General features: G+C 63.4%; 24 protein-coding genes. 22 read left to right on the top strand and 2 right to left on the bottom strand.

Features of this window, described 5'->3' with window-relative positions:
• The 14 genes from bamA to ispD form a co-directional block, all read left to right on the top strand.
• Positions 1 to 1,408, top strand: a 1,408-nt coding sequence (gene bamA / locus F3J45_RS24300) for an outer membrane protein assembly factor BamA (protein WP_167069122.1), incomplete at its 5' end; no start/stop codon positions are given.
• Between the two features lie 44 nt (positions 1,409 to 1,452).
• The gene (locus F3J45_RS24295) at positions 1,453 to 1,956 is read left to right on the top strand and encodes an OmpH family outer membrane protein (RefSeq protein WP_167069119.1); all 504 of its coding nucleotides are present in this window, start codon (positions 1,453 to 1,455) and stop codon (positions 1,954 to 1,956) included.
• Between the two features lies 1 nt (position 1,957).
• Positions 1,958 to 3,013 carry a UDP-3-O-(3-hydroxymyristoyl)glucosamine N-acyltransferase gene (gene lpxD, locus F3J45_RS24290; protein ID WP_167069116.1) on the top strand — a complete coding sequence of 352 codons (1,056 nt, stop codon included), beginning with the start codon at positions 1,958 to 1,960 and terminating at the stop codon, positions 3,011 to 3,013.
• A 113-nt stretch (positions 3,014 to 3,126) separates the two neighbouring features.
• Positions 3,127 to 3,567: a 3-hydroxyacyl-ACP dehydratase FabZ gene (fabZ, locus tag F3J45_RS24285; protein WP_060480150.1), complete on the top strand. Its 441-nt coding sequence runs from the start codon at positions 3,127 to 3,129 to the stop codon at positions 3,565 to 3,567.
• Complete coding sequence (gene lpxA, locus F3J45_RS24280; RefSeq protein WP_167069112.1) at positions 3,564 to 4,340, top strand: acyl-ACP--UDP-N-acetylglucosamine O-acyltransferase; 777 nt, start codon at positions 3,564 to 3,566, stop codon at positions 4,338 to 4,340. Before fabZ ends, lpxA begins: the two co-directional genes overlap by 4 nt.
• Position 4,341: 1 nt before the next feature.
• Positions 4,342 to 5,469: a lipid-A-disaccharide synthase gene (gene lpxB / locus F3J45_RS24275; protein ID WP_167069109.1), complete on the top strand. Its 1,128-nt coding sequence runs from the start codon at positions 4,342 to 4,344 to the stop codon at positions 5,467 to 5,469.
• Between the two features lies 1 nt (position 5,470).
• Positions 5,471 to 6,094, top strand: a complete 624-nt coding sequence (gene rnhB / locus F3J45_RS24270) for a ribonuclease HII (RefSeq protein WP_167069106.1) — start codon at positions 5,471 to 5,473, stop codon at positions 6,092 to 6,094.
• A gap of 228 nt (positions 6,095 to 6,322) precedes the next feature.
• Entirely contained in the window at positions 6,323 to 9,847 is a 3,525-nt protein-coding gene (gene dnaE / locus F3J45_RS24265; RefSeq protein WP_167069103.1) for a DNA polymerase III subunit alpha, read from the top strand.
• A gap of 105 nt (positions 9,848 to 9,952) precedes the next feature.
• Positions 9,953 to 10,900 carry an acetyl-CoA carboxylase carboxyl transferase subunit alpha gene (gene accA, locus F3J45_RS24260; RefSeq protein WP_015269200.1) on the top strand — a complete coding sequence of 316 codons (948 nt, stop codon included), beginning with the start codon at positions 9,953 to 9,955 and terminating at the stop codon, positions 10,898 to 10,900.
• Between the two features lie 139 nt (positions 10,901 to 11,039).
• A complete protein-coding gene (tilS, locus tag F3J45_RS24255) occupies positions 11,040 to 12,323 on the top strand; it encodes a tRNA lysidine(34) synthetase TilS (RefSeq protein ID WP_167069100.1) in 1,284 nt (427 codons plus the stop codon).
• 269 nt (positions 12,324 to 12,592) lie between these two features.
• Positions 12,593 to 14,221 carry a CTP synthase gene (locus F3J45_RS24250; RefSeq protein ID WP_167069096.1) on the top strand — a complete coding sequence of 543 codons (1,629 nt, stop codon included), beginning with the start codon at positions 12,593 to 12,595 and terminating at the stop codon, positions 14,219 to 14,221.
• A 200-nt stretch (positions 14,222 to 14,421) separates the two neighbouring features.
• Positions 14,422 to 15,711: a phosphopyruvate hydratase gene (gene eno / locus F3J45_RS24245; RefSeq protein ID WP_167069093.1), complete on the top strand. Its 1,290-nt coding sequence runs from the start codon at positions 14,422 to 14,424 to the stop codon at positions 15,709 to 15,711.
• A 169-nt stretch (positions 15,712 to 15,880) separates the two neighbouring features.
• Positions 15,881 to 16,162, top strand: coding sequence for a cell division protein FtsB (gene ftsB, locus F3J45_RS24240; protein WP_023534037.1), 282 nt, complete (start codon positions 15,881 to 15,883; stop codon positions 16,160 to 16,162).
• Positions 16,159 to 16,866: a 2-C-methyl-D-erythritol 4-phosphate cytidylyltransferase gene (ispD, locus tag F3J45_RS24235; RefSeq protein WP_167069090.1), complete on the top strand. Its 708-nt coding sequence runs from the start codon at positions 16,159 to 16,161 to the stop codon at positions 16,864 to 16,866. The genes ftsB and ispD overlap by 4 nt, the downstream gene beginning before the upstream one ends.
• Positions 16,867 to 16,948: 82 nt before the next feature.
• Here the strand turns inward: ispD and F3J45_RS24230 are convergent, their stop codons facing one another.
• Positions 16,949 to 17,845 carry a LysR substrate-binding domain-containing protein gene (locus F3J45_RS24230; protein ID WP_167069087.1) on the bottom strand — a complete coding sequence of 299 codons (897 nt, stop codon included), beginning with the start codon at positions 17,843 to 17,845 and terminating at the stop codon, positions 16,949 to 16,951.
• A gap of 107 nt (positions 17,846 to 17,952) precedes the next feature.
• Here F3J45_RS24230 and F3J45_RS24225 point away from each other — a divergent pair, with 107 nt between their 5' ends.
• From F3J45_RS24225 to rpoS, 8 genes are all read left to right on the top strand, one after another.
• Positions 17,953 to 19,065, top strand: coding sequence for an S-(hydroxymethyl)glutathione dehydrogenase/class III alcohol dehydrogenase (locus F3J45_RS24225; RefSeq protein ID WP_013971270.1), 1,113 nt, complete (start codon positions 17,953 to 17,955; stop codon positions 19,063 to 19,065).
• Positions 19,066 to 19,079: 14 nt separating this feature from the next.
• On the top strand, positions 19,080 to 19,928 hold the full coding sequence (gene fghA / locus F3J45_RS24220) for an S-formylglutathione hydrolase (RefSeq protein WP_370526466.1): 849 nt from the start codon (positions 19,080 to 19,082) through the stop codon (positions 19,926 to 19,928).
• A 160-nt stretch (positions 19,929 to 20,088) separates the two neighbouring features.
• On the top strand, positions 20,089 to 20,562 hold the full coding sequence (gene ispF / locus F3J45_RS24215; RefSeq protein ID WP_167069080.1) for a 2-C-methyl-D-erythritol 2,4-cyclodiphosphate synthase: 474 nt from the start codon (positions 20,089 to 20,091) through the stop codon (positions 20,560 to 20,562).
• The gene (truD, locus tag F3J45_RS24210) at positions 20,559 to 21,617 is read left to right on the top strand and encodes a tRNA pseudouridine(13) synthase TruD (RefSeq protein WP_167069077.1); all 1,059 of its coding nucleotides are present in this window, start codon (positions 20,559 to 20,561) and stop codon (positions 21,615 to 21,617) included. The genes ispF and truD overlap by 4 nt, the downstream gene beginning before the upstream one ends.
• Complete coding sequence (gene surE / locus F3J45_RS24205; RefSeq protein ID WP_167069074.1) at positions 21,605 to 22,354, top strand: 5'/3'-nucleotidase SurE; 750 nt, start codon at positions 21,605 to 21,607, stop codon at positions 22,352 to 22,354. The genes truD and surE overlap by 13 nt, the downstream gene beginning before the upstream one ends.
• Positions 22,354 to 23,034 (top strand): protein-L-isoaspartate(D-aspartate) O-methyltransferase, encoded by a 681-nt coding sequence (locus F3J45_RS24200; protein WP_167069071.1) that lies wholly within the window; start codon positions 22,354 to 22,356, stop codon positions 23,032 to 23,034. Before surE ends, F3J45_RS24200 begins: the two co-directional genes overlap by 1 nt.
• A gap of 154 nt (positions 23,035 to 23,188) precedes the next feature.
• Positions 23,189 to 24,046 (top strand): peptidoglycan DD-metalloendopeptidase family protein, encoded by an 858-nt coding sequence (locus F3J45_RS24195; RefSeq protein WP_167069068.1) that lies wholly within the window; start codon positions 23,189 to 23,191, stop codon positions 24,044 to 24,046.
• Between the two features lie 108 nt (positions 24,047 to 24,154).
• A complete protein-coding gene (rpoS, locus tag F3J45_RS24190; protein WP_167069065.1) occupies positions 24,155 to 25,162 on the top strand; it encodes an RNA polymerase sigma factor RpoS in 1,008 nt (335 codons plus the stop codon).
• Between the two features lie 613 nt (positions 25,163 to 25,775).
• On the opposite strand, the gene fdxA is transcribed toward rpoS, so the two are convergent.
• Positions 25,776 to 26,099: a ferredoxin FdxA gene (fdxA, locus tag F3J45_RS24185; protein WP_012270863.1), complete on the bottom strand. Its 324-nt coding sequence runs from the start codon at positions 26,097 to 26,099 to the stop codon at positions 25,776 to 25,778.
• Between the last annotated feature and the right edge of the window lie 75 nt (positions 26,100 to 26,174).

The following is a 26,174-nucleotide window of genomic DNA, read 5'->3' as shown; positions in this document are numbered from 1 at the left end:
CAACGTCAACGGCGTGCCACAGCCGAACGACCAGGACCACACCGTCGACATCATGTTCGTGGTCGACCCGGGCAAGCGTGCCTACGTCAACCGCATCAACTACCGCGGCAACACCAAGACCGAAGACGAAGTGCTGCGCCGCGAAATGCGCCAGATGGAAGGTGGCTGGGCTTCGACCTACCTGATCGACCAGTCCAAGACCCGCCTGGAGCGCCTGGGCTTCTTCAAGGAAGTCAACGTCGAAACCCCGCCGGTGCCAGGCACCGACGACCAGGTCGACGTGAACTACAGCGTCGAGGAGCAAGCCTCCGGTTCGATCACCGCCAGCGTCGGTTTCGCCCAGAGCGCGGGCCTGATCCTGGGTGGCTCGATCAGCCAGAGCAACTTCCTCGGTACCGGTAACAAGGTGTCCATCGGCCTGACCCGTTCGGAATACCAGACTCGCTACAACTTCGGCTTCGTTGACCCCTACTTCACTGCCGACGGCGTGAGCCTGGGCTACAACGCCTTCTACCGCAGCACCAACTACGACGACCTCGACGTCGACGTGGCGAGCTATGCGGTGGACAGCCTGGGTGCCGGTGTCAGCCTTGGCTACCCGATCAGCGAAACCTCGCGCCTGACCTATGGCTTGAGCGTTCAGCAGGACAAGATCAAGACCGGTAAGTACACCGTTGACGAGATCTTCGACTTCCTGGACAAAGAGGGCAGCAACTTCCTCAACTTCAAGGCGTCGATCGGTTGGTCCGAATCGACCCTGAACAAGGGCGTGCTGGCAACCCGTGGTCACTCGCAAAGCCTGACCCTCGAATCGACCATTCCGGGTAGCGACCTGTCGTTCTTCAAACTCGATTACCGTGGCCAGCTGTTCCAGCCGATCACCAACGACTACACCCTGCGCCTGCACACCGAGCTGGGCTATGGTGACGGTTACGGCAGCACCTCGGGCCTGCCGTTCTACGAGAACTACTACGCCGGTGGCTTCAACTCCGTGCGTGGCTTCAAGGACAGCAGCCTCGGTCCTCGTAGTACGCCAAGCCGTGGTGCAGATGATCCGAATGGCAAACCAGGCACCATCCGCGACCCGGACCAAGATCCGCTGCCATTCGGTGGCAACGTGCTGGTCCAAGGTGGCGTCGAGTTGCTGTTCCCGCTGCCGTTCGTCAAGGACCAGCGCTCGCTGCGCACCTCGGTCTTCTGGGACGTGGGTAACGTGTTCGACACCAATTGCGGCAGCAAGCCGGATTGCGAGAAGGTCGGCTTCTCGGGCATGGCCAGTTCGGTCGGCCTGGGCGTCACCTGGATCACGGCCCTGGGCCCGTTGAGCTTCAGCCTGGCAATGCCGGTGAAGAAGCCGGACGATGCCGATACTCAGGTGTTCCAATTCTCTCTGGGCCAGACCTTCTAAGGTCGGCCCCTGCTTAACGACAACGGTTTATCCAGGAGTGCATCGTGCGTAAATTGGCTCAACTGGCCGTAGTGGCCGCGGCGCTGGTCGCCACCCCGGCGTTCGCCGAAATGAAGGTAGCCGTTCTGAACTATCAGATGGCCCTGCTCGAATCCGACGCGGCCAAGAAGTACGCCGTGGATGCCGAGAAGAAGTTCGGCCCGCAGCTGACCAAGCTCAAAGGCCTGGAAAGCAGTGCCAAGGGCATCCAGGATCGCCTGATCAAGGGCGGTGACAAGATGGCTCAGCCGGAGCGTGAGCGCCTGGAGCTCGAGTTCAAGCAGAAGGCCCGTGACTTCCAGTTCCAGTCCAAGGAGCTGAACGAAGCCAAGGCCGTTGCCGATCGCGACATGCTCAAGCAACTGAAGCCTAAGCTGGACGGCGCCGTCGAGGAAGTGATCAAGAAAGGCGGTTACGACCTGGTACTCGAGCGCGGTGCGGTCATCGATGTCAAACCTCAGTACGACATCACCCGCCAAGTCATCGAGCGCATGAACCAAGCCCGTTGATATGACCCTGACCATGACGCTCGGCCAGTTGGCCGAGGCCCTCGGGGCTACCCTTCAGGGCCCCGAGGCGCTGCAGATTACCGGGCTGGCCACCTTGCAGGAGGCCGGCCCCGGTCAATTGAGCTTTCTCGCCAACCCGCAGTACCGCAAATACCTGGACAACTGCCAGGCTGCCGCGGTGCTGCTCAAGGCTGCGGACGCCGAAGGCTTCACCGGCAACGCCCTGATCGTGGCGGACCCGTACCTGGCCTACGCGCGTATCTCCCACCTGTTCGACCCCAAACCCAAGGCTGTGGCGGGTATTCATCCCAGCGCCGTGGTGGCTGAGGACGCCCAGGTGGACGCCAGTGCCTGCATCGGCCCGTTCGCGGTGATCGAGAGCGGCGCGCGCATCGGCGCCAACGTCAGCATCGGCGCGCACTGCGTGGTCGGTGCCCGTAGCGTGGTGGGCGAGGGTGGTTGGCTGGCACCGCGGGTCACGTTGTACCACGACGTGACCATCGGCAAGCGTGTGGTCATTCAGTCGGGCGCCGTGATCGGCGGCGAGGGCTTCGGCTTCGCCAACGAGAAGGGCGTGTGGCGCAAGATCGCCCAGATCGGCGGTGTCACCATCGGTGATGACGTGGAAATCGGCGTGAACACGGCCGTTGACCGTGGCGCGTTGTCCGACACCCGGATCGGCGACGGGGTCAAGCTCGATAACCAGATCCAGATCGCCCACAACGTGCAGATCGGTGACCACACGGCCATGGCGGCCTGTGTCGGTATTTCCGGCAGCACGCGCATCGGCAAGCATTGCATGCTCGCTGGCGGTGTTGGCCTGGTGGGGCATATCGATATCTGCGATAACGTATTCATCTCCGGCATGACCATGGTGACCCGTTCGATCACCGAACCCGGTTCCTATTCATCCGGTACGGCCATGCAGCCTTTGGCTGACTGGCGCAAGAGCGCTGCGCGTATCCGCCAGCTGGATGACATGGCCAAGCGTCTCCAGCAGCTGGAAAAACGTGTCGATACCGTGACCTCAGGTGGCCAGCCGGCATCAGAAGGCTGATACCATTTCCTGAGCAAGAGTGAACAGTCGCTAGCTGGCTCCTCTTTGGATTGCAAAAGGAGCGTGCGGTCAGCCCCTGCGCTCCCTATTCTTATTACAGGCTTCCCCCCGAAATGATGGACATCAACGAGATTCGCGAATACCTGCCTCACCGTTACCCGTTCCTGCTGGTGGATCGCGTGACGGATCTGGACTTCGAGGCCCAGAGCATTCGTGCCTACAAGAATGTCAGCATCAACGAACCGTTCTTCAATGGCCACTTCCCGGCGCACCCGATCATGCCGGGCGTGCTGATCATCGAGGCCATGGCCCAGGCCGCCGGCATCCTCGGCTTCAAGATGCTCGATGCCAAGCCGGCCGACGGCACCCTGTACTATTTCGTCGGCTCCGACAAGCTGCGCTTCCGCCAGCCTGTGCTGCCGGGCGACCAGCTGGTACTGGAAGCCAAGTTCCTCAGCCGCAAAAGCATGATCTGGAAATTCGAGTGCCGTGCCCTGGTTGACGGCAAGGCGGTCTGCTCGGCCGAAATCACCTGCGCGGAACGCTCCCTGTGAGTTCGATTGACCCACGGGCGATCATCGACCCCTCGGCCAAGCTGGCCGCCGGCGTCGAAGTCGGCCCGTGGTCGATTGTCGGCCCCGATGTCGAAATCGGCGAGGGCACGGTCATCGGCCCACACGTGGTACTCAAGGGCCCGACGCGGATTGGCAAGCACAACCGTATCTACCAGTTTTCCTCGATTGGCGAAGACACCCCGGACCTCAAGTACAAGGGTGAGCCGACGCGCCTGGTGATCGGGGATCACAACGTGATCCGCGAGGGTGTAACCATCCACCGCGGCACCATCCAGGACCGCTCGGAAACCACCCTGGGCGACCATAACCTGATCATGGCCTATGCCCACATCGGCCACGACAGCGTTATCGGCAACCACTGCATCCTGGTCAACAACACCGCGTTGGCCGGGCACGTGCACGTGGGTGACTGGGCGATCCTGTCTGGCTTCACCCTGGTGCACCAGTACTGCCACATCGGCGCGCACGCCTTCTCGGGCATGGGCACGGCCATTGGCAAGGACGTTCCGGCGTTCGTCACGGTGTTCGGCAGCCCTGCCGAGGCCCGCAGCATGAACTTCGAAGGCATGCGCCGCCGTGGTTTCAGCGACGAAGTGATCCGCGAGCTGCGCCGTTCCTACAAGATCGTCTACCGCCAGGGCCTGACCGTGGAAGAAGCGATCAAGGAGCTCGACGAGCTGGCCAGCAAGCACCCAGAGGTCGAGCTGTTCCGCCAGTCGATCGCGAATTCCGCCCGCGGCATCACCCGCTGACATGGCGCAGCTTTGCGTAGCCCTGGTCGCGGGTGAGGCCAGCGGCGATATTCTCGGTTCCGGCCTGATGCGCGCCCTCAAGGCGCGCCATCCCGACGTGCGTTTTATCGGTGTCGGCGGCCCGTTGATGGAAGCCGAAGGCCTGCAGTCGTATTTTCCCATGGAACGCCTGGCGGTCATGGGCCTGGTCGAAGTGCTGGGGCGCCTGCGTGAACTGCTCAAGCGGCGCAAGCTGCTGATCCAGACGCTGATCGCCGAGCGGCCAGATGTGTTCATCGGCATCGACGCCCCGGATTTCACCCTCAACATCGAGTTGAAACTGCGCCAGGCGGGCATCAAGACCGTGCATTACGTCAGCCCGTCGGTCTGGGCCTGGCGGCAGAAGCGCGTGCTGAAGATCCGCGAAGGCTGCGACCTGATGCTGACCCTGCTGCCGTTCGAGGCGCGCTTCTATGAAGAGCAGGGCGTGCCCGTGCGGTTCGTTGGCCACCCGCTGGCCGATACCATCCCGTTATCCGCCGACCGCCAGGCGGCGCGCAGTGCCCTGGGCCTGGGCGAGGGCCCGGTAGTGGCGCTGATGCCGGGTAGCCGCGGTGGCGAGGTTGGGCGCCTGGGCGCACTGTTTCTCGATACGGCTCAACAGTTACGCGAGCGGGTGCCGGGCGTACGGTTCGTGCTGCCCTGCGCCAACCCGGCGCGCCGTGCCCAGGTCGAGCAGATGCTCGAAGGCCGCGACCTGCCGTTGACCTTGCTCGATGGCCAGTCGCACCAGGCCCTAGCCGCCTGCGACGCGGTGCTGATCGCCTCTGGCACCGCCACCTTGGAAGCGCTGTTGTACAAGCGCCCGATGGTGGTGGCTTACCGCCTGGCGCCGCTGACCTACTGGATTCTCAAGCGCCTGGTCAAGAGCCCCTACGTGTCGTTGCCCAACCTGCTGGCCCAGCGCGAGCTGGTACCTGAGCTGCTGCAGGACGCCGCCACCAGCGAAGCCCTGGCCCAGGCCCTGGCACCGCTGGTGCAGGACGGCAGCCAGCAGACCGAACGCTTCGACGAAATTCACCGCAGCCTGCGCCGCGACGCCTCCAACCAGGCGGCCGACGCGGTACTGGCCTTGCTCAAGGACCGCTGACATGCAGATTGGACTGGACTTCAACCTGGTCGAAGACCTGGTCGCCGGTGTCGATGAAGTCGGCCGTGGGCCGCTGTGCGGCGCGGTCGTCACCGCCGCGGTGATTCTCGACCCGGCACGGCCGATCCTGGGCCTGAACGATTCGAAAAAGCTTACCGAGGCCAAGCGCGAAGCGCTGTTCGATGAGATTTGCGAAAAAGCCCTGAGTTTTTGCATCGCCCGCGCCGAGGTCGAGGAAATCGACCGGCTGAATATCCTGCAGGCCACCATGTTGGCCATGCAGCGCGCGGTGGAAGGGTTGCACGTGACCCCGAAACTGGCGTTGATCGACGGCAACCGCTGCCCGAAACTGGCGGTGCCGGCAGCGCCGGTGGTCAAGGGCGACAGCCAGGTGCCGGCGATTGCTGCGGCGTCGATTCTGGCCAAGGTCACCCGTGACCGGGAGATGAGCGCGTTCGAGCTGATCTACCCGGGCTACGGCATCGGCGGGCACAAGGGCTACCCGACGCCGGTGCACCTCGAAGCCCTCGCGCGCCTCGGGCCAACGCCCATTCATCGGCGTTCCTTCGCACCCGTGCGTGCGGCCTGGGAAGCCCGCCTGGGCATTACCGATTCCCTGATCTGATCGCCCCAGTGGAACAAATCGTAACTATTTGATTTGAGGGCGACGCTGTAGGAGCGGGCTTGACCCGCGAAACAGACGCCGCGGTGGATGGCACCGGCTGAGCCAGTGTTCGCGGGGCAAGCCCGCTCCTAAAGGCAATGTTCCTTGCGCGACAGCGCAGCCCCAAAAAACCAGCCTAATTACGCTACAATCCCGCCCTTGTCGTTCAGCACTGCTACAGGACTTTCCATGTCGGTTCCCTTCGTTCACCTGCGCGTCCACTCCGAATTTTCGCTGGTCGACGGCCTGGTGCGGATCAAGCCGCTGGCCAAGGCGCTGGCGGGGATGAACATGCCGGCGGTGGCGATCACCGACCAGAGCAACATGTGCTCGCTGGTGAAGTTCTACAAAACCGCCATGGGCGCTGGCATCAAGCCAATCTGCGGCGCCGACCTGTGGCTGGCCGGTGCCGACCCGGAGGCGCCGCTGTCGCGGATCTGCTTCCTGGCCATGAACCCCAAGGGCTACCGCAACCTCACCGAGCTGATCTCGCGGGGCTGGACCGACGGCCAGCGCAATGGCCTGGTGATTCTCCAGCGCGAGTGGATCGCCCCCGCCAGCGAAGGGCTGATCGCCCTGTCTGCAGGCAAGGAAGGCGATATCGGCATGGCCCTGATGAACGGCCGCACCGAGGAAGCCACCGCGCTGCTGGGCGACTGGATGGGCATGTTCCCCGAGCGCTTCTACGTCGAAGTGCAGCGCACCAACCGCGCCGGTGACGAGGAATACGTGCACGCCGCGGTAGCCCTGGCCGACCAGCTCGGCGCGCCATTGGTCGCGACCAACGATGTGCGGTTCATCAAGCAATCGGACTTCGACGCCCACGAAACCCGCGTGTGCATCGGCGAGGGCTGGACCCTCGACGACCCGCGCCGCCCGCGTGGCTACAGCGACCAGCAGTACCTGAAGTCGGCCGAGGAAATGGCCGAGCTGTTCAGCGACCTGCCCGACGCCATCGCCAACACGGTCGAAATCGCCAAGCGCTGCAACATCCAGGTGCAACTGGGCAAGTACTTCCTGCCCGACTTCCCCACGCCCAACGGCATGGGCATCGACGATTACCTTCGCCACGTGTCCCACGAGGGCCTGGAAGAGCGCCTGGCGGTGCTCTGGCCCAAAGACACCACGCCCAATTACGAAGAGAAGCGCCAGGTCTACCTGGACCGCCTGAAGTTCGAGCTGGACATCATCATCCAGATGGGCTTCCCCGGCTACTTCCTGATCGTTATGGACTTCATCAAGTGGGCCAAGAACAACGACGTGCCGGTCGGCCCGGGGCGGGGTTCGGGTGCCGGTTCGTTGGTGGCCTACGTGCTGAAGATCACCGACCTCGACCCACTGGCCTACGACCTGCTGTTCGAGCGCTTCCTCAACCCTGAACGTATTTCCATGCCCGACTTCGACGTCGACTTCTGCATGGATGGCCGCGACCGGGTAATCGACTACGTGGCCGAAGCCTATGGCCGTAACGCGGTAAGCCAGATCATCACCTTCGGCACCATGGCCGCCAAGGCAGTGGTGCGCGACGTGGCGCGGGTGCAGGGCAAGTCCTACGGCCTGGCCGACCGCCTGTCGAAGATGATCCCGTTCGAAGTGGGCATGACCCTGGAGAAAGCCTTCGAGCAGGAAGAGATCCTGCGCGACTTCCTCAAGGGCGACGAAGACGCCCGCGAAATCTGGGACATGGCGCTCAAGCTCGAAGGCGTCACCCGCGGCACCGGCAAGCACGCCGGTGGCGTGGTAATCGCCCCGACCAAGCTCACCGACTTCTCGCCGATTGCCTGTGACGAGGAAGGCGGCGGCCTGGTGACCCAGTTCGACAAGGATGACGTCGAGGCCGCGGGCCTGGTGAAGTTTGACTTCCTCGGCCTGCGCACCCTGACCATCATCAAGTGGGCGATGGAGATCATCAACCGCGAGCAGGCCAAGAACAACCTGCCCGATGTGAACATCGACTTCATCCCGCTGGACGACCGCAAGACCTACGAGCTGCTGCAAAAAGCCGAAACCACCGCGGTGTTCCAGCTTGAATCGCGCGGCATGAAGGAGCTGATCAAGAAGCTCAAGCCCGACTGCCTGGAAGACCTGATCGCACTGGTGGCACTGTTCCGACCAGGCCCGCTGCAGTCGGGCATGGTGGACGACTTCATCAACCGCAAGCACGGCCGTGCCGAACTGGCCTACCCGCACTCGGACTACCAGTACGAAGGCCTCAAGCCAGTACTGGCGCCAACCTACGGCATCATCCTGTACCAGGAACAGGTGATGCAGATCGCCCAGGTGATGGCCGGCTACACCCTCGGTGGTGCCGACATGCTGCGCCGGGCCATGGGTAAGAAAAAGCCCGAGGAAATGGCCAAGCAGCGCGGTGGTTTCATCGAAGGCTGCGTGGCCAACAATATCGAAGCCGATCTTGCAGGTAACATCTTCGACCTGGTAGAGAAGTTCGCAGGCTACGGCTTCAACAAATCCCACTCCGCGGCCTATGGCCTGGTGTCGTACCAAACCGCCTGGCTGAAAACCCACTACCCGGCACCGTTCATGGCCGCGGTACTGTCGGCGGACATGCACAACACCGACAAGGTGGTGGTGCTGGTAGAGGAAGTGCGCAGCATGAAGCTGCGCCTCGACGCGCCGGACGTGAACTTCTCCGACTTCAAGTTCACCGTCAACAACGACGGGCGCATCGTCTATGGCCTGGGCGCGATCAAGGGCGTGGGCGAGGGCCCGGTGGAGGCCATCGTCGAGGCGCGCGCCGAGGGCGGGCAGTTCAAGGACCTGTTCGACTTCTGCGAGCGCATCGACCTCAAGCGGGTCAACAAGCGTACCCTCGATGCACTGATTCGCAGTGGCGCGCTGGACCGCCTGGGCCCGCACTTCCATGACGAGATAAAGGCCTACCACGCCCACATCGACATCAATCGCGCGACCCTGTTGTCGGCGCTGGGCGAGGCCGTGAAGGCTGCCGAGCAGGCGGCCCACACCGCTGACAGCGGCCACGTCGACCTGTTCGGCAGCATGTTCGACGACGCCGACGTGGACGTTTACGCCAACCACCGCAAGGTGCGCGAACTCACCCTCAAGGAACGCCTCAAGGGCGAGAAGGACACCCTGGGGCTGTACCTCACCGGCCACCCGATCGACGAATACGAGACCGAGATTCGCCGCTTCGCCCGCCAGCGCATCATCGACCTGAAACCCTCGCGTGAAACCCAGACCATCGCCGGGATGATCATTGCCCTGCGGGTGATGAAGAACAAGAAGGGCGACAAGATGGGTTTCGTCACCCTCGATGACCGCTCCGGGCGCATCGAGGCCTCGCTGTTCGCCGATGCCTACATGGCGGCACAGTCCTTGCTGCAGGCCGATGCCATGGTGGTGGTCGAAGGCGAGGTCAGCAACGATGACTTCTCTGGCGGCCTGCGCCTGCGGGTCAAGCAGGTGATGACCATGGAGGATGCGCGCACCAAACTGGCCGAAAGCCTGCGCCTGAAGGTCGCCCATGACGCACTCAAGGGCGACCGCCTGAAGTGGCTGGGCGAGCTGATTACCCGCCATCGTGGTGCCTGCCCGATCACCCTGGAGTACACCGGCAGCGATGCCAAGGCCATGTTGCAGTTCGGCGAGCAGTGGTCGATCGACCCGGCCGATGGGCTGATTCAGGCCCTGCGTGACCAGTTCGGGCGTGAGAACGTCTTCCTGCAATATCGTTGAATCGACGAAATTTAATCTCGACCTATATGCGCCTGATCCCTTAAGGTAGGGCGCCAAACGGATCAACCGGCCGGCCGCCTGGCCGTAGACCCAAGACGGATGACTATGAACCCGAATTTTCTCGATTTCGAACAGCCGATTGCCGACCTGCAAGCCAAGATCGAAGGCCTGCGCCTGGTAGGCAACGACAACTCGCTGAACATCAGCGATGAGATTGCCCGTCTGCAAGACAAGAGCAACACCCTGACCGAAAGCATCTTCGGCAACCTGACCAGCTGGCAGATCGCCCGCCTGGCCCGTCATCCACGTCGTCCTTACACCCTGGACTACCTGGAGCACATTTTCACCGAGTTCGAAGAATTGCACGGCGACCGCCACTTCTCCGACGATGCTGCCATCGTGGGTGGCACCGCGCGCCTGGACGGCAAGCCGGTCATGGTCATTGGCCACCAGAAGGGCCGCGAAGTGCGCGAGAAAGTACGCCGCAACTTCGGCATGCCGCGCCCTGAAGGCTACCGCAAGGCCTGCCGCCTGATGGAAATGGCCGAGCGCTTCAAGATGCCGATCCTGACCTTCATCGACACCCCGGGCGCCTACCCGGGCATCGACGCCGAAGAGCGCAACCAGAGCGAGGCGATTGCCTGGAACCTGCGCGTGATGGCGCGCCTGAAGACGCCAATCATCGCCACCGTGATCGGTGAGGGTGGTTCCGGCGGTGCGTTGGCCATTGGCGTATGCGACCAGCTGAACATGCTGCAATATTCCACCTACTCGGTGATTTCGCCGGAAGGCTGCGCCTCGATCCTGTGGAAGACCGCCGACAAGGCGGCCGACGCTGCCGAGGCCATGGGCATCACCGCCGAGCGCCTGAAGAGCCTGAACATCGTCGACAAGGTGATCCAGGAGCCGCTGGGCGGCGCCCACCGCGACCCGGCCAAGATGTCCGAAAGCATCCGTGCCGACCTGGTGCAGCAGCTGGACATGCTCGGCAAGCTCGACCACGACGCGCTGCTGGCCCGTCGTTATGACCGCCTGATGAGCTACGGGCTCTGATAGACCCGGGGCCGCTTCGCGGCCCATTCGCGGGGCAAGCCCGCTCCTACAGCAGGTCGCAACCTTTTGTAGGCGCGGGCTCGCCCCGCGAATGGGGTGCAAAGCACCCCCGGCAATCTCAAGCCAAGTGAGGCCGCCAATGATCCACCTCACCCCTTGGCTCAACGCTCCCACCTGGTACATCGCCTTCTCCGGCGGCCTCGACTCCACCGTGCTCTTGCACCTGCTGGCAGACTACGCCCGCCATCACCCATCGCCCCCATTGCGTGCGCTGCATGTCCACCACGGCCTGCAACCCGCCGCCGACGCCTGGCCTGCCCACTGCCAAGCCATCTGCGACAATCTCGGCATCGAACTCCAGGTCATCCACGTCCAGGTTGCCCCTGGCGCCAGCCTTGAACAGGCTGCCCGCGACGCCCGCTATGGCGCGTTCGAAGCGGTGCTGCAGCAGGGCGACATCCTCTTCACCGCCCAACACCGTGACGACCAGGCCGAAACCCTGCTGTTCCGCCTGCTGCGCGGTGCCGGCCTGCGCGGTTTGGCGGCGATGCCCGAACGCCGTTCCCTGGGGCAGGGTAGCCTGGTTCGGCCCTTGCTCGGCACCTCGCGCGAGCAATTGCTCGCCTATGCCCAGGCCAACGGGTTGGCCTGGATCGAAGACCCGTCAAACGCCGATACCACCTTCGACCGCAACTACCTGCGTGGCGAAGTATTCCCCCGGTTGCGGCAACGCTGGCCCCAGGCCTGCCAGAACATGGCGCGCAGCGCCCAGCACCTGGGTGAGGCGTTGGGCCTGCTCGACGAACTGGCCCAGGGTGACCTGGGCCGGGCCGGGGAGGGCGCGGCATCGGCCTGGGCCATGCTCGATTCGCTTGACCTTGCGGTGCTCGCCGCGCTGTCGCCAGCGCGCCAGCGTAATGCCCTGCAGTTCTGGCTCAGCCCGCGCACCCGTTTGCCCGACACTCGCCACTGGGCAGGGTGGGCCGACCTGCGCGACGCTGCTGGCGATGCTCAGCCGGTCTGGCAACTTGCCGATGGGCGGTTGGTGCGCAGCCACGGTCGGCTGTGGTGGTTGAGCGGCCAGTGGCTGCGCACGCCCGAGGGGGAGTGCGCCTGGGCTGACCCTGCTACGCCCCTGGCATTGCCGGGCAACGGCAACGTGCGTCTCGATGCCGCGCTGGCACCCGGTGGCCTGTGCATCCGTTACCGCCAGGGTGGCGAGGTGCTGGACATCCCCGGCCGTGGCCGGCGCGACCTCAAGCGCCTGCTCAACGAGCTGCAGGTCCCGCACTTCGTGCGCCCGCGCCTGCCGCTGCTGTACCGCGGCGAGCAGTTGCTGGCGGTGGCCAACCTGCCGGCGCTGGCGCAGGCGAATTGCCAGCTGCACTGGCAGCTGCCGACGAACGCGCAAGGTTTGAGCTGAAGGGTACATTCGGGTAGACTACCCTCCCTTCTTGATACAGCTTCTGTGGCTTCCCCGGAAACACAGCAGTTGCCGATTACCAAGCAGTTTTTTGCTGGGCTGATTCTGGAAATGACGAGCGAGCTCCATGCCGGGGATACCCCTGGTCTGTACAGACGCGGCAGTTTTTCGAGATGCACTGTGATTGACGCAGGTGATCGGGGGCTTCGGCCTTCCTTCGCTTTCTCCGGCGGCGCTGGCCGCCTTAACGCAGACTTCTAGGGTTTTTCATGACGCGCTACATATTCGTCACGGGCGGTGTTGTTTCTTCATTGGGGAAAGGCATTGCCTCGGCTTCCCTGGCGGCCATCCTGGAAGCGCGGGGCCTGAAGGTCACCATGCTCAAGCTGGATCCGTACATCAACGTCGATCCGGGCACCATGAGCCCGTTCCAGCACGGTGAAGTGTTCGTCACCCACGACGGTGCCGAAACCGACCTCGACCTGGGTCACTACGAGCGGTTCATCCGCACCACCATGACCCAGAACAACAACTTCACCACGGGCCGTATCTACGAGCACGTGCTGCGCAAGGAGCGTCGTGGTGACTACCTGGGCGCCACCATCCAGGTGATCCCGCACATCACCGACGAAATCAAGCGCCGCATCATCAAGGGCGCCGGCGATGCCGACGTGGCCCTGGTGGAAATTGGCGGCACCGTGGGTGACATCGAGTCGCAGCCGTTCCTTGAGGCAATTCGCCAGCTGCGTGTCGAAGTGGGCTCCAAGCGTGCCATGCTGATGCACCTGACCCTGGTCCCGTACATCGCCACCGCTGGCGAAACCAAGACCAAGCCGACTCAGCACTCGGTCAAGGAACTGCGTTCCATCGGCCTGCAGCCGGACGTGCTGATCTGCCGTTCCGACCACCCGGTCGATGCCTCGTCGCGCCGCAAGATCGCGCTGTTCACCAACGTTGAAGAGCGTGCGGTGATTTCGCTGGAAGACGTCGACACCATCTACAAGATCCCAGCTGTGCTGCACGCCCAGGGCCTGGACGACTTCGTCGTCGAGCGCTTCGGCCTGCAGTGCAACAGCGCCGACCTGTCCGAGTGGGACAAGGTGGTGGACGCCAAGCTCAACCCAGAGCAGGAAGTCACCATCGCCATGGTCGGCAAGTACATGGAACTGCTGGATGCGTACAAGTCGCTGATCGAAGCGATGAGCCACGCCGGCATCACCAACCGTACCAAGGTGAACCTGCGCTACATCGATTCCGAAGACATCGAGAACCAGGGCACCAGCCTGCTCGAAGGCGCCGATGCCATCCTGGTACCGGGCGGTTTCGGCCTGCGCGGCGTGGAAGGCAAGATCACCGCGGTGCAATACGCCCGTGAGAACAAGGTGCCGTACCTGGGTATCTGCCTGGGCATGCAAGTGGCCGTGATCGAGTTCGCCCGTAACGTGATGGGCTGGAAAGACGCCAACTCCACCGAGTTCGACCGCAACAGCGGCCACCCGGTCGTCGGCCTGATCACCGAGTGGGCCGATGCCACCGGTGCCGTCGAAACCCGCACCGAAGCCTCCGACCTGGGCGGCACCATGCGCCTGGGCGCGCAGGACTGCCAGCTGGCTGCCGGTTCCAAGGTTCACGACTGCTACGGCAAGGACATCATCACCGAGCGCCACCGCCACCGTTACGAGGTCAACAACAACCTGCTGCCGCAGCTGGTTGATGCTGGCCTGGTGGTTTCCGGCCGCTCCGAAGACGGCGCGCTGGTCGAGGTGGTCGAGTCCAAGGACCACCCATGGTTCGTTGCCTGCCAGTTCCACCCGGAGTTCACCTCCACCCCGCGTGACGGTCACCCGCTGTTCAGCGGCTTCGTCAAGGCGGCCCTGGCCCAGAAGAACAAGGCCTGATTTTTTCAGGTCTTTGCTGAGTTTTCCGACGGTTAAAGCCGCGCAAGGCTCATTTCTCGGGTAAAGTACGCCCCGATCTACCCCTGACCGCTCGGTCAGGGGTTGCTTCTGCCAGGCCTGCCTGCTGCGTCCCCGCCTGGTGCAAGGCAAGAATTTCCTAAAGCTGCGTTGTTTTCGTCAATTCTGGAGTGCTTACAACAATGGCAAAAATCGTCGACATCAAAGGTCGTGAAGTTCTCGATTCGCGTGGCAACCCCACCGTGGAAGCCGATGTACTGCTCGACAACGGCATCATCGGCAGCGCTTGCGCGCCGTCCGGTGCTTCCACCGGCTCGCGCGAAGCGCTGGAGCTGCGTGATGGCGACAAGAGCCGTTACCTGGGCAAGGGCGTGCTGAAGGCCGTCGCCAACATCAACGGCCCGATCCGCGAGCTGCTGCTGGGCAAGGACCCTTCCGACCAGAAGGCCCTGGACCACGCCATGATCGAACTGGACGGGACCGAGAACAAGGCCAAGCTGGGCGCCAACGCCATCCTGGCCGTGTCCCTGGCTGCCGCCAAGGCCGCTGCCCAGGACCAGGACCTGCCGCTGTACGCCCACATCGCCAACCTGAACGGCACCCCGGGCCAGTACTCGATGCCAGTTCCGATGATGAACATCATCAACGGTGGCGAGCACGCCGACAACAACGTCGACATCCAGGAGTTCATGGTTCAGCCCGTTGGCGCCAAGACCTTCTCCGACGGCCTGCGCATGGGCACCGAAATCTTCCACCACCTCAAAGCCGTGCTCAAGGCCCGTGGCCTGAACACCGCCGTAGGTGATGAAGGTGGCTTCGCCCCTAACCTGGCTTCCAACGAAGACGCCCTGGGCGCCATCGCCGAAGCCGTGGAAAAAGCCGGCTACAAGCTGGGCACCGACGTGACCCTGGCCCTGGACTGCGCAGCCTCCGAGTTCTATGAAGACGGCAAGTACAACCTGTCCGGTGAAGGCAAGTCGTTCGACGCCGAAGGCTTCGCCGACTACCTCAAGGGCCTGACCGAGCGCTTCCCGATCATCTCGATCGAAGACGGCCTGGACGAGTCCGACTGGGCTGGCTGGAAAATCCTGACCGACAAGATCGGTGAAAAGGTACAGCTGGTCGGTGACGACCTGTTCGTTACCAACACCAAGATCCTCAAGGAAGGTATCGAGAAGGGCATCGGTAACTCGATCCTGATCAAGTTCAACCAGATCGGTTCGCTGACCGAAACCCTGGAAGCCATCCAGATGGCCAAGGCTGCCGGCTACACCGCGGTGATCTCGCACCGTTCCGGTGAAACCGAAGACTCGACCATCGCCGACCTGGCCGTGGGTACCGCTGCTGGCCAGATCAAGACTGGCTCGCTGTGCCGCTCCGACCGCGTCTCGAAGTACAACCAGCTGCTGCGCATCGAAGAGCAACTGGGCGCCAAAGCGGTATACCGTGGTCGTGCCGAGTTTCGCGGCTAAGCAAGAGATGGTAAAAAGACAGCAGCCGAGGCTGCCGGAACTTCCGTACTGACTTGTCGTACTGAATCATCCGGCGCTTCATGCGGGTTTCTGTCAACGAAGCCTGGCCTCGGCCAGGCTTCGTGCTATATGACGCCCGTGTGCGGCGGTCTTTAACCTGGATACCTTGATGCGCAGTCCCTATTGGTTGTTCCTTGTCCTGCTCCTGTTGCTCGGTGGCCTGCAATACCGCCTTTGGGTGGGTAACGGCAGCCTTGCGCAAGTGGCCGAGCTCAAGCAGCAGATCGACGAACAGCACGCCGAGAACGAACGGCTGCTGGAGCGTAACCGCGTGCTCGATGCCGAGGTGCTGGAGTTGAAGAAGGGTATGGAGACCGTTGAAGAACGGGCTCGTCATGAACTGGGAATGGTCAAAGAGGGTGAAACCCTCTTCCAGCTGCCGCAAAAATGAGTGAACCGTTACCGGCCTTCTGGGCCGTGATTCCTGCTGCGGGCGTCGGTGCCCGAATGGCTGCCGACCGCCCCAAGCAATACCTGGAGCTGGCCGGGCAGACCCTTCTTGAGCACAGCCTCGACTGTTTCCTTGGCCACCCCGCGCTCAAGGGTGTGGTGGTCAGCATTGCCGAACAAGACCCGTACTGGCCGGCCCTGCGCTGCGCCGGCGATGCGCGCATCCAGCGTGCAGCGGGCGGGCGTGAGCGTGCCGATTCGGTGCTCAATGCCCTGTTGCTGCTGCATGCCCAGGGGGCGGCGGATGACGACTGGGTGCTGGTGCACGATGCCGCGCGGCCGAACCTGGCCCGTAGCGACCTGGACAAGCTGCTGTCGGAGCTGGCCGATGACCCGGTGGGGGGGCTGCTGGCGGTGCCGGCGCGCGACACCCTCAAGCGGGCCGACGCCCATGGTCGGGTGAGTGCCACGGTGGACCGCAGCACCATCTGGCAGGCCTACACGCCGCAGATGTTTCGCCTGGGCGCCTTGCACCGGGCGCTGGCCGAGTGCCTGGTGTCGGAGGTGAGCGTGACGGATGAAGCCTCGGCCATCGAATGGTCGGGGCAGGCGCCGCGACTGGTCGAAGGGCGTAGCGACAATATCAAGGTCACCCGGCCGGAAGACCTGGAGTGGCTGCGCCAGCGGTGGGCTGGGCGGCGCTGATTGGTGTAATGCTGTACCGGCCTCTTCGCGGGGCAAGCCCGCTCCTGTAGGAGCGGGCTTGCCCCGCGAAGAGGCCGGCAAATCACCCTTGCCGATACTCCGGCAGCCCCGCCAACCCTTCCTTCAGGTAATCCACCAAGCGCCGCACTTTGGGTGACAGATGCCGCTGCTGCGGGTACAACGCCCACACCGCGGTATTCGGCGGCTGATGCCCCTCCAGCAACGACACCAGCGCACCACTGTTCAGGTGTTCGAGCACGTAATAGTCCGGCAACTGGCACAACCCCATCCCCAGCAACGCCGCGTCCAGCACCGCCTGGCCACTGTTGCAGCGCCAGTTGCCCTGCACCCGTTGGCTGATCTCGCGCCCATCCTGCTGCAAGGCCCACAGGTCCGAACTGCCGATCAGGCAATTGTGCCGGGCCAGTTCCGACACGCTGTGGGGGCGGCCGTAGCGTTCAAGGTAGGCGGGTGAGGCGCACAGGTACATGCGCCGTGGTGCAAGGCGGGTGGCCACCAACCGGGAGTCGGCCAGCCGGCCCAGGCGAATCGCCAGGTCCATGCCTTCATGCAGCAAGTCCAAGGTGCGGTTGCTCAGCTCCACGTCCACCCGCAACTGCGGGTACAGGGCCATGAAGCGCGTCACCAGCGGCACGATGAAACGCTCGCCATAGGCCACCGCGCAGGTCATGCGCAGCAGCCCCTTGGGCTCGCTCGCCAGGTCGCCGATCGCCCGCAGGGCTTCCTCCCGCCCGTCCTGCAGGCGCTGGCAGTGCTGCAGGAAGGTCTGCCCGGCCTCGCTCAAGGTCACGCGGCGGGTGCTGCGGTACAGCAGGCGCGTTTGCAGGCGCTCTTCCAGGCGGGCAATTTGCCGGCTGATATGCGAGGACGACACCCCCAGGCGCTCGGCGGCGGCAGTGAACTGGCCCATTTCTGCCACGGCAACGAACTCATCGATGCCTTCCCAGCGGCTGTTCATTGATTATCCCTGTATGGCAATAATGTTTTGGCTTTGCCCGGATTATTCATCAAAAGCGCCTGGATTACACTGCTGGCCTGAATCGATCCCCTGTCTGGAGTGCTGTGATGATCAAGTCCCGTGCCGCCGTCGCCTTCGAGGCCAAGAAACCCCTGGAAATCGTCGAAGTCGACGTGGCCATGCCCAAGGCCGGCGAAGTGTTGCTGCGCGTGGTTGCCAGCGGTGTTTGCCACACCGACGCCTACACCCTGTCTGGTGCCGACCCGGAAGGTATCTTCCCGTCGATTCTCGGCCATGAAGGTGGCGCGATCGTCGAGGCGGTGGGCGAGGGCGTCACTTCCGTGGCCGTGGGCGACCATGTGATCCCGCTGTATACCCCCGAATGCGGCAAGTGCAAGTTCTGCCTCTCGGGCAAGACCAACCTGTGCCAGGCCATCCGCGCCACCCAGGGCAAGGGCCTGATGCCCGACGGCACCACGCGCTTCTCCTACAAGGGCCAGCAGCTGTTCCACTACATGGGTACCTCGACCTTCTCCGAGTACACCGTGTTGCCGGAAATCTCCGTGGCCAAGATCCAGAAGGAAGCCCCGCTGGAGAAGGTTTGCCTGCTCGGTTGCGGCGTTACCACCGGCATCGGTGCGGTGCTCAACACCGCCAAGGTCAAGGCCGGTGACACCGTGGCCATCTTCGGCCTGGGCGGCATTGGCCTGTCGGCGGTGATTGGTGCGGTCAAGGCCAAGGCCTCGCGCATCATCGCCATCGACATCAACCCGGCCAAGTTCGAAATCGCCCGCCAACTGGGTGCTACCGACTGCATCAACCCGAAAGACTACGACCGCCCGATCCAGGAAGTGATCGTCGACCTCACCGACGGTGGCGTGGACTTCTCCTTCGAGTGCATCGGCAATGTTCAACTGATGCGTGCGGCCCTGGAATGCTGCCACAAGGGCTGGGGCGAGTCGGTCATCATCGGGGTTGCCGGTGCCGGCCAGGAAATCGCCACCCGTCCGTTCCAGTTGGTGACCGGCCGCGTCTGGCGCGGTTCGGCATTCGGTGGCGTGCGTGGGCGCAGCGAGCTGCCAAGCTACGTGGAAATGTCCGAGAAGGGCGAGATTCCGCTGGATACCTTCATTACCCACACCATGGGCCTGGAAGACATCAACAAGGCCTTCGACCTGATGCACGAAGGCAAGAGCATTCGTAGCGTGATCCACTTCTGAGGTCAGCCATGAGCCTGGACAACATCTCTTGCCAGAAAAGCTTCGGCGGCTGGCACAAGCGTTACCGGCACCACTCCAAGGTGCTGGGTTGCGACATGGTGTTCGCCGTCTACCTGCCGCCGCAAGCCGAGCAGGGTGAAAAGCTGCCGGTGCTGTACTGGCTCAGCGGCCTCACCTGCACCGACGAGAACTTCATGCAGAAGGCCGGCGCCCAGCGCCTGGCCGCCGAGCTTGGCCTGATCATCGTCGCTCCCGACACCAGCCCGCGTGGCGAGCAGGTGCCGGGCGACCCGGACGGCGCCTGGGACTTTGGCCTGGGCGCGGGGTTCTACCTCAATGCCAGCCAGCAACCCTGGGCCCAGCACTACCGCATGCACGACTACGTGGTGCAGGAGTTGCCGGCATTGATCGAGGCGCACTTCCCGGCCAGTGACCAGCGCAGCATCAGCGGCCACTCCATGGGCGGCCACGGTGCGCTGGTGTGCGCCTTGCGCAACCCTGGGCGCTACCGCTCGGTGTCGGCGTTCTCGCCGATCAGCAACCCGATGGATTGCCCATGGGGCGAGAAGGCCTTGGGCCGTTACCTGGGTGAAGACCGCACCCGCTGGCGCGAGTGGGATGCCAGCGTGCTGTTGGCCGAAACCCCGGCTGGCCAGTGCCCAGCGCTGCTGGTGGACCAGGGCGACCGTGACGACTTCCTCGAAAAACAGCTCAAGCCCGAAGCGCTGGAGCAGGCGGCACGCAAAGGGGGGCATGCCCTGACCCTGCGTTTGCAGCCTGGCTATGACCACAGCTACTACTTCATCGCCAGCTTCATCGACGAGCACCTGCGCCATCATGCGAAGGCACTGGGCCGGGTGTAGGCAGGGTTGCGCTGTACCGGTAGGAGCGAGCAAAGCTCGCGATGCGCCGCGCAGCGGCGCCCGATCTTTCAGGCACAGTTAACCCTGTGCCGATCACCCTCAGCCCCAATCCCTCAAAAGCAGGTAGAATCACGCCCTGACTCAATCAGGGCGTTTTTCTATGCGTATTGGCCACGGCTACGATGTGCACCGTTTCTGCGACGGTGATTTCATTACCCTGGGTGGGGTGCGTATCCCCCACAAATACGGCCTCCTGGCCCATTCCGACGGTGACGTGCTGCTGCACGCCCTGAGCGATGCCCTGCTCGGCGCAGCCGCGTTGGGTGACATCGGCAAGCACTTCCCCGACACCGACCCGCAATTCAAGGGGGCCGACAGCCGCGTGCTGCTGCGGCATGTGGTCGCTATCGTCAAGGCCAAGGGTTGGCAGGTCGGCAACGTCGACGCCACCATCGTCGCCCAGGCGCCGAAAATGGCCCCCCATATCGAAACCATGCGCCAGTTGATCGCCGAGGACCTGCAGGTCGAACTCGACCAGGTCAACGTCAAGGCCACCACTACTGAAAAACTCGGCTTCTGCGGCCGCGAGGAGGGCATTGCCGTGCATTCGGTCGCCCTGTTGCTGCCCGCATGACTGAACTGGACCTGTTGGGCCCGCGTGCATCGGGCGACTCCCTGGGCAGCGCCGTTCTCAAGGCGGTGGCCGAAGACTTCCAGGTCGATGAAGTCCTCGACATTCCGCTGTCTGGCCAGGGCGAGCACCTGTGGCTGTGGGTGGAAAAGCGCGACCTCAACACCGAAGAGGCTGCCCGCCGCCTGGCCCGCGCCGCCGGTGTACCGGTGCGCGCCATCAGCTATGCCGGCCTCAAGGACCGCCAGGCCCTGACCCGGCAGTGGTTCAGCCTGCACCTGCCGGGCAAGGCCGACCCTGACCTGGCGCGTGCCGAAGACAGCACCTTGCGCGTGCTCAAGCAGGTGCGCCACCAACGCAAGCTGCAGCGTGGCGCCCACGCGGCCAACGGCTTCACCCTGCGCCTGACCGCGCTGGCTGCCGACCACCAGGCCCTGGATGCACGCCTGCAAGCGCTCAAGCAGCACGGCGTACCCAACTATTTCGGCAGCCAGCGCTTCGGCCACGGCGGCGGTAACGTGCACGATGCCCAGGACTGGGCGGCGCGCAAGGCCCTGCCCGAGCAGCGCAATGTGCGTTCGCGCCTGCTGTCGGCCGGGCGCAGCTACCTGTTCAACCAGGTGCTGGCCGCCCGCGTGGCTGACGGCAGTTGGCAGCACGCCCAGGTCGGTGACCTGTTGGCGTTCACCGACAGCCGTAGTTTCTTTCCTGCCGGTGTGCAGGAGTGTTCCGATCCACGCCTGGCGATTCTGGACCTGCACCCCACCGGCCCGATGTGGGGCGAAGGCCCATCGCCTGCCAGTGGTGCCCCTGGCACGCTGGAAAGCACCATCGCCGAGCGTCATCCGGCGCTGTGCCAGTGGCTGGCCCACGCGGGCATGGATCACGAACGGCGCATCCTGCGGCTCCCTATTGGCGGCCTGACGTGGCATTATCCCGAGCCTGATATCCTGCAACTGGAATTCGTCCTTCCGGCCGGATGCTTCGCCACCGTGGTGGTGCGCGAACTCGTCGATCTGGTGCCGGCAGGGCAGACGGACAGCCCATGCGTATTCTGATTTCGAATGACGACGGTGTTACGGCACCTGGCCTCGCCGCGCTCCACGGTGCGCTGGCGGATTATGCCGAGTGCGTGGTAATCGCCCCGGACCAAGACAAGAGCGGCGCCGGCAGTTCGCTGACGCTCGACCGGCCCCTGCACCCGCAGGCCCTGGCCAACGGCTTCATCAGCCTCAACGGCACGCCCACCGACTGCGTGCACCTGGGGCTCAATGGGCTGTTGCCTGAGCCTGTGGATCTGGTGGTTTCCGGTATCAACCTGGGGGCCAACCTGGGCGATGACGTGATCTACTCCGGAACGGTGGGCGCCGCGCTGGAGGGCCGCTTCCTGGGCGGCACGTCGCTGGCCTTCTCATTGGTTTCGCGCCTGCCCGACAACCTGCCGGCTGCGGCCCATGTCGCTCGCCGCCTGGTCGAGGCATTGCCGCGCTTGCAACTGCCACCGCGTACCGTGCTCAACGTGAACATCCCCAACCTGCCGCTGGAGCGCATCCGTGGTATCCAGCTGACCCGCCTGGGGCACCGGGCACGGGCGGCGGCGCCGGCCAAGGTGGTCAACCCGCGCGGCAAGGAAGGCTACTGGATCGCCGCGGCGGGCGACGCCGAGGACGGCGGGCCGGGCACCGACTTCCACGCCGTGATGCAGGGCTACGTGTCGATCACCCCGCTGCAGCTCGATCGCACCTTCAGCGATGCGTTCGAACAGCTCGACGGCTGGCTGGAGGGCTTGCTCTGATGCGTGACCAGGACGATCTGCAGCGCCGGGGCGGCATTGGCATGACTTCGCAGCGTACCCGCGAGCGGCTGATCCAGCGCCTGAGCGAGGAAGGGGTGTCGAACCCCAAGGTGCTCGATGTAATTCGTCGCACGCCGCGCCACCTGTTCGTCGACGAGGCACTGGCGCACCGGGCCTACGAGGACACCGCCCTGCCGATCGGGCATAACCAGACCATCTCCCAGCCGTTCATGGTGGCACACATGAGCGAGCTGCTGCTGGAGGCCGGGCCACTGGACAAGGTGCTGGAGATCGGCACCGGTTCCGGTTACCAGACGGCCATCCTGGCCCAGCTGGTGGAGCGGGTATTCTCGGTTGAGCGTATCAAGGTGCTGCAGGACCGCGCCAAGGAGCGCCTGGTCGAACTGAACCTGCGTAACGTGGTATTTCGCTGGGGCGATGGCTGCGACGGCTGGCAGGCCCTGGCGCCGTACAACGGCATCATCGTCACGGCGGTGGCAGCGGAAGTGCCGCAGGCGCTGCTGGACCAGCTGGCGCCGGGTGGCCGCATGGTGATCCCGGTTGGCCCGGCAGGGGAGGTGCAGCAGTTGATGTTGATCGTGCGCGAGGAGCAAGGCTTCTCGCGCCGGGTGCTGGGGGCAGTGCGCTTCGTGCCGCTGCTCAATGGCCCGTTGGCCTGAGCCGCCAGGAATATTTGCAGCGGCAACGAATTCTTGCGCCACGGCCCGGTCTATCTGGCGGGGCCCGAGCTCTGCCAAGGCCGTTCGGCTTGGTTATAATTGCAACAATATTGCATATCGTCTTATCGTTTTTGGCACCATGAGGGGAGCGCGGGTGGGGCACACAGTCATTCGGCAGCGCAAGGATCGGTCGGTTTTAAAGCTTCTGGTGATTGCGCTGGCCATGGGCACCCTGCTGACTGGCTGTTCGAGCACAGGCTCGGGCGGCGCGCGCGTGGTCGACCGCAACAATGCCGCCCCCAAGCGCCCGACCGTCACTTCCGGCCAGTACGTGGTCAAGCCTGGCGACACGCTGTTCTCCATCGCGTTCCGCTACGGCTGGGACTACAAGGAGCTGGCCGCACGCAACGGCATCGCTGCCCCCTACACCATCCGCCCGGGCCAGGCGATCCGCTTCAACAGTGGCGGAACAGGAACCACCACGGTGGTGTCCAGCCCGTCCTCGTCGAGCAAGACAACGGTCATTCGTCGGCCCGTGGGCGCGCCTATCACGCCTGCTGAAAATGGCGGAAAAACGGCGCCAACAACGCCAACCGCGCCTGCCACGGTAGCTGCCACGGTGCCCGCCGCAGAGCGGGCGGCAGGTGGCTGGACCTGGCCTGCCAACGGCGTGCTGATTGGAAAATTCGCTTCAAACGGTAGTTTGAATAAAGGCATTGATATCGCCGGTGATTTGGGACAGCCTGTTTTTGCTGCGTCTGATGGTGCGGTGGTCTATGCCGGGAGTGGCTTGAGGGGCTACGGCGAACTGATCATCATCAAGCACAGCGATACCTACGTCAGTGCCTACGGCCACAACCGCAGGCTGTTGGTTCGGGAGGGGCAGCAGGTCAAGGCAGGGCAGTCGATTGCTGAAATGGGGTCCACGGGCACTGATCGGGTGAAGCTGCATTTCGAGATTCGCCGCCAGGGCAAACCCGTCGATCCACTCCAGTTCCTGCCACGCCGTTGATTGTTGTACCCGGCCTGTTCCTGTGATGTAGAGGGGACAGGCTCCAGCGATGCCAGGGAAGCAGGTGCCGCTCGAGTCTGAGTTCGAACTCAGCAAAGGACTATAACAATGGCTCTCAATAAAGAAGTGCCGGAGTTTGACATCGACGATGACGTCCTCCTGATGGAGACGGGCATCGTTTTGGAAACGGATGTGGTGTCAGACGAACCTGCTGTATCTCCGGTTCGGGCCAGGGCCAAATCAGGCTCTTCACTCAAGCAACACAAGTACATCGACTACAGCCGGGCACTTGATGCTACCCAGCTGTATCTCAACGAGATCGGATTCTCGCCTCTGCTGTCGCCGGAAGAGGAAGTCCATTTTGCGCGCCTGTCGCAAAAAGGTGACCCTGCCGGCCGCAAGCGTATGATCGAAAGCAACCTGCGCCTGGTGGTGAAAATCGCCCGCCGTTACGTGAACCGCGGCCTGTCGCTGCTCGACCTGATCGAGGAGGGCAACCTTGGGTTGATTCGTGCGGTGGAGAAGTTCGACCCGGAACGCGGTTTCCGCTTCTCGACCTACGCGACCTGGTGGATTCGCCAGACCATCGAGCGGGCGATCATGAACCAGACCCGCACCATCCGCCTGCCGATCCACGTGGTCAAGGAGCTCAACGTCTACCTGCGCGCCGCGCGGGAACTGACGCAGAAACTCGACCACGAGCCTTCGCCAGAAGAAATCGCCACCTTGCTGGAGAAACCGGTCGCTGAGGTCAAGCGCATGCTCGGCCTGAACGAGCGGGTGTCTTCGGTGGATGTGTCGCTGGGCCCTGATTCCGACAAGACCCTGCTCGACACCCTGACCGACGACCGCCCAACCGACCCGTGCGAGCTGCTGCAGGACGATGACCTGTCCCAGAGCATCGACCAGTGGCTGGGTGAGTTGACCGACAAGCAGCGTGAGGTGGTGGTACGCCGCTTTGGCCTGCGCGGGCACGAGAGCAGCACCCTGGAAGACGTTGGCCTGGAAATCGGCCTTACCCGCGAGCGGGTCCGGCAAATTCAGGTGGAGGGCCTCAAGCGCCTGCGTGAGATCCTTGAGAAGAACGGCCTGTCCAGTGAGTCGCTGTTCCAGTAAGCCTGGCTGTACCGCAACACAAACGCCCCGATGACCTCGGGGCGTTTTTGTGTGTGTCACCACTGCCTTCCAACGGAGTGACCGCCTTCCTGTAGGAGCGGGCTTGCCCCGCGAAGAGGCCGGCAAAGCCAGCCCAAATCGCTAGCCAGGCAATGTGTACGGCGCTACCCCAGATGCATCGCGTGTAAGCCTTTGCTTACTCGTTCTGTAAGCCAACAGTGTAACTACCAGTAAATCATTGTCGTTTCCAGTCACCGTAAATTCACAACTAGCTGAAAAATAAGGGTTTTTCAAATATGTGAAAGTGTTTCCCCTGCAATATCTTGAGAGATTTCGCAGTTGCCTGTCTCAGGGAACTCGCTAGTATTCGAACTGTGCACACGGACATGCACAGGCTTTCAGGGAGAAGGCCAAGGACATCGCAAGAAGCGATTTCATCAGGACGATGTTTGGGACAAACAGGGACTACGGAAAAAATGTGGGCGGGTCAAACCGCCCCTTTTTTTTGCCTGCGTTTTGCCCCGTAGGCGCGAGCGCAACTCGCGATGCGCCGCAAGTTGCTCGACACCGAAAATAAAAAAGGCCCTTTCGGGCCTTCTTGCGTTCCGCGCGATCAGCGCTCCAGGTCGGCGATCTTGCCGGTCTTGCCGTCCCACTCTTCAGCGTCCGGCAGAGCGTCCTTACGCTCGGTAATGTTCGGCCAGACCTCTGCCAGCTCGGCGTTGAGCTCGATGAAGTTCTCCATGCCGGCGGGGATCTCGTCTTCCGAGAAAATCGCCTGGGCCGGGCACTCAGGCTCGCACAGGGCGCAGTCGATGCACTCGTCCGGGTGAATCACCAGGAAGTTCGGGCCTTCGTAGAAGCAGTCCACCGGGCAGACTTCCACGCAGTCGGTGTATTTGCATTTGATGCAGTTGTCGGTGACGACGAAGGTCATTTCTAGTTCTCTCCTCAGGCGACGGCGGCGGCCCTTCCTCTCAGGGCCGCGCGGTTTACGGGCATGTGGCTGCAG

This window comes from Pantoea sp. Ap-967 (assembly GCF_011752565.1).
In the GTDB taxonomy this organism is placed as follows: domain Bacteria; phylum Pseudomonadota; class Gammaproteobacteria; order Pseudomonadales; family Pseudomonadaceae; genus Aquipseudomonas.
Note: the sequence above shows the minus strand (reverse complement) of the source record. Positions and strands in the feature narration are given on the sequence as shown.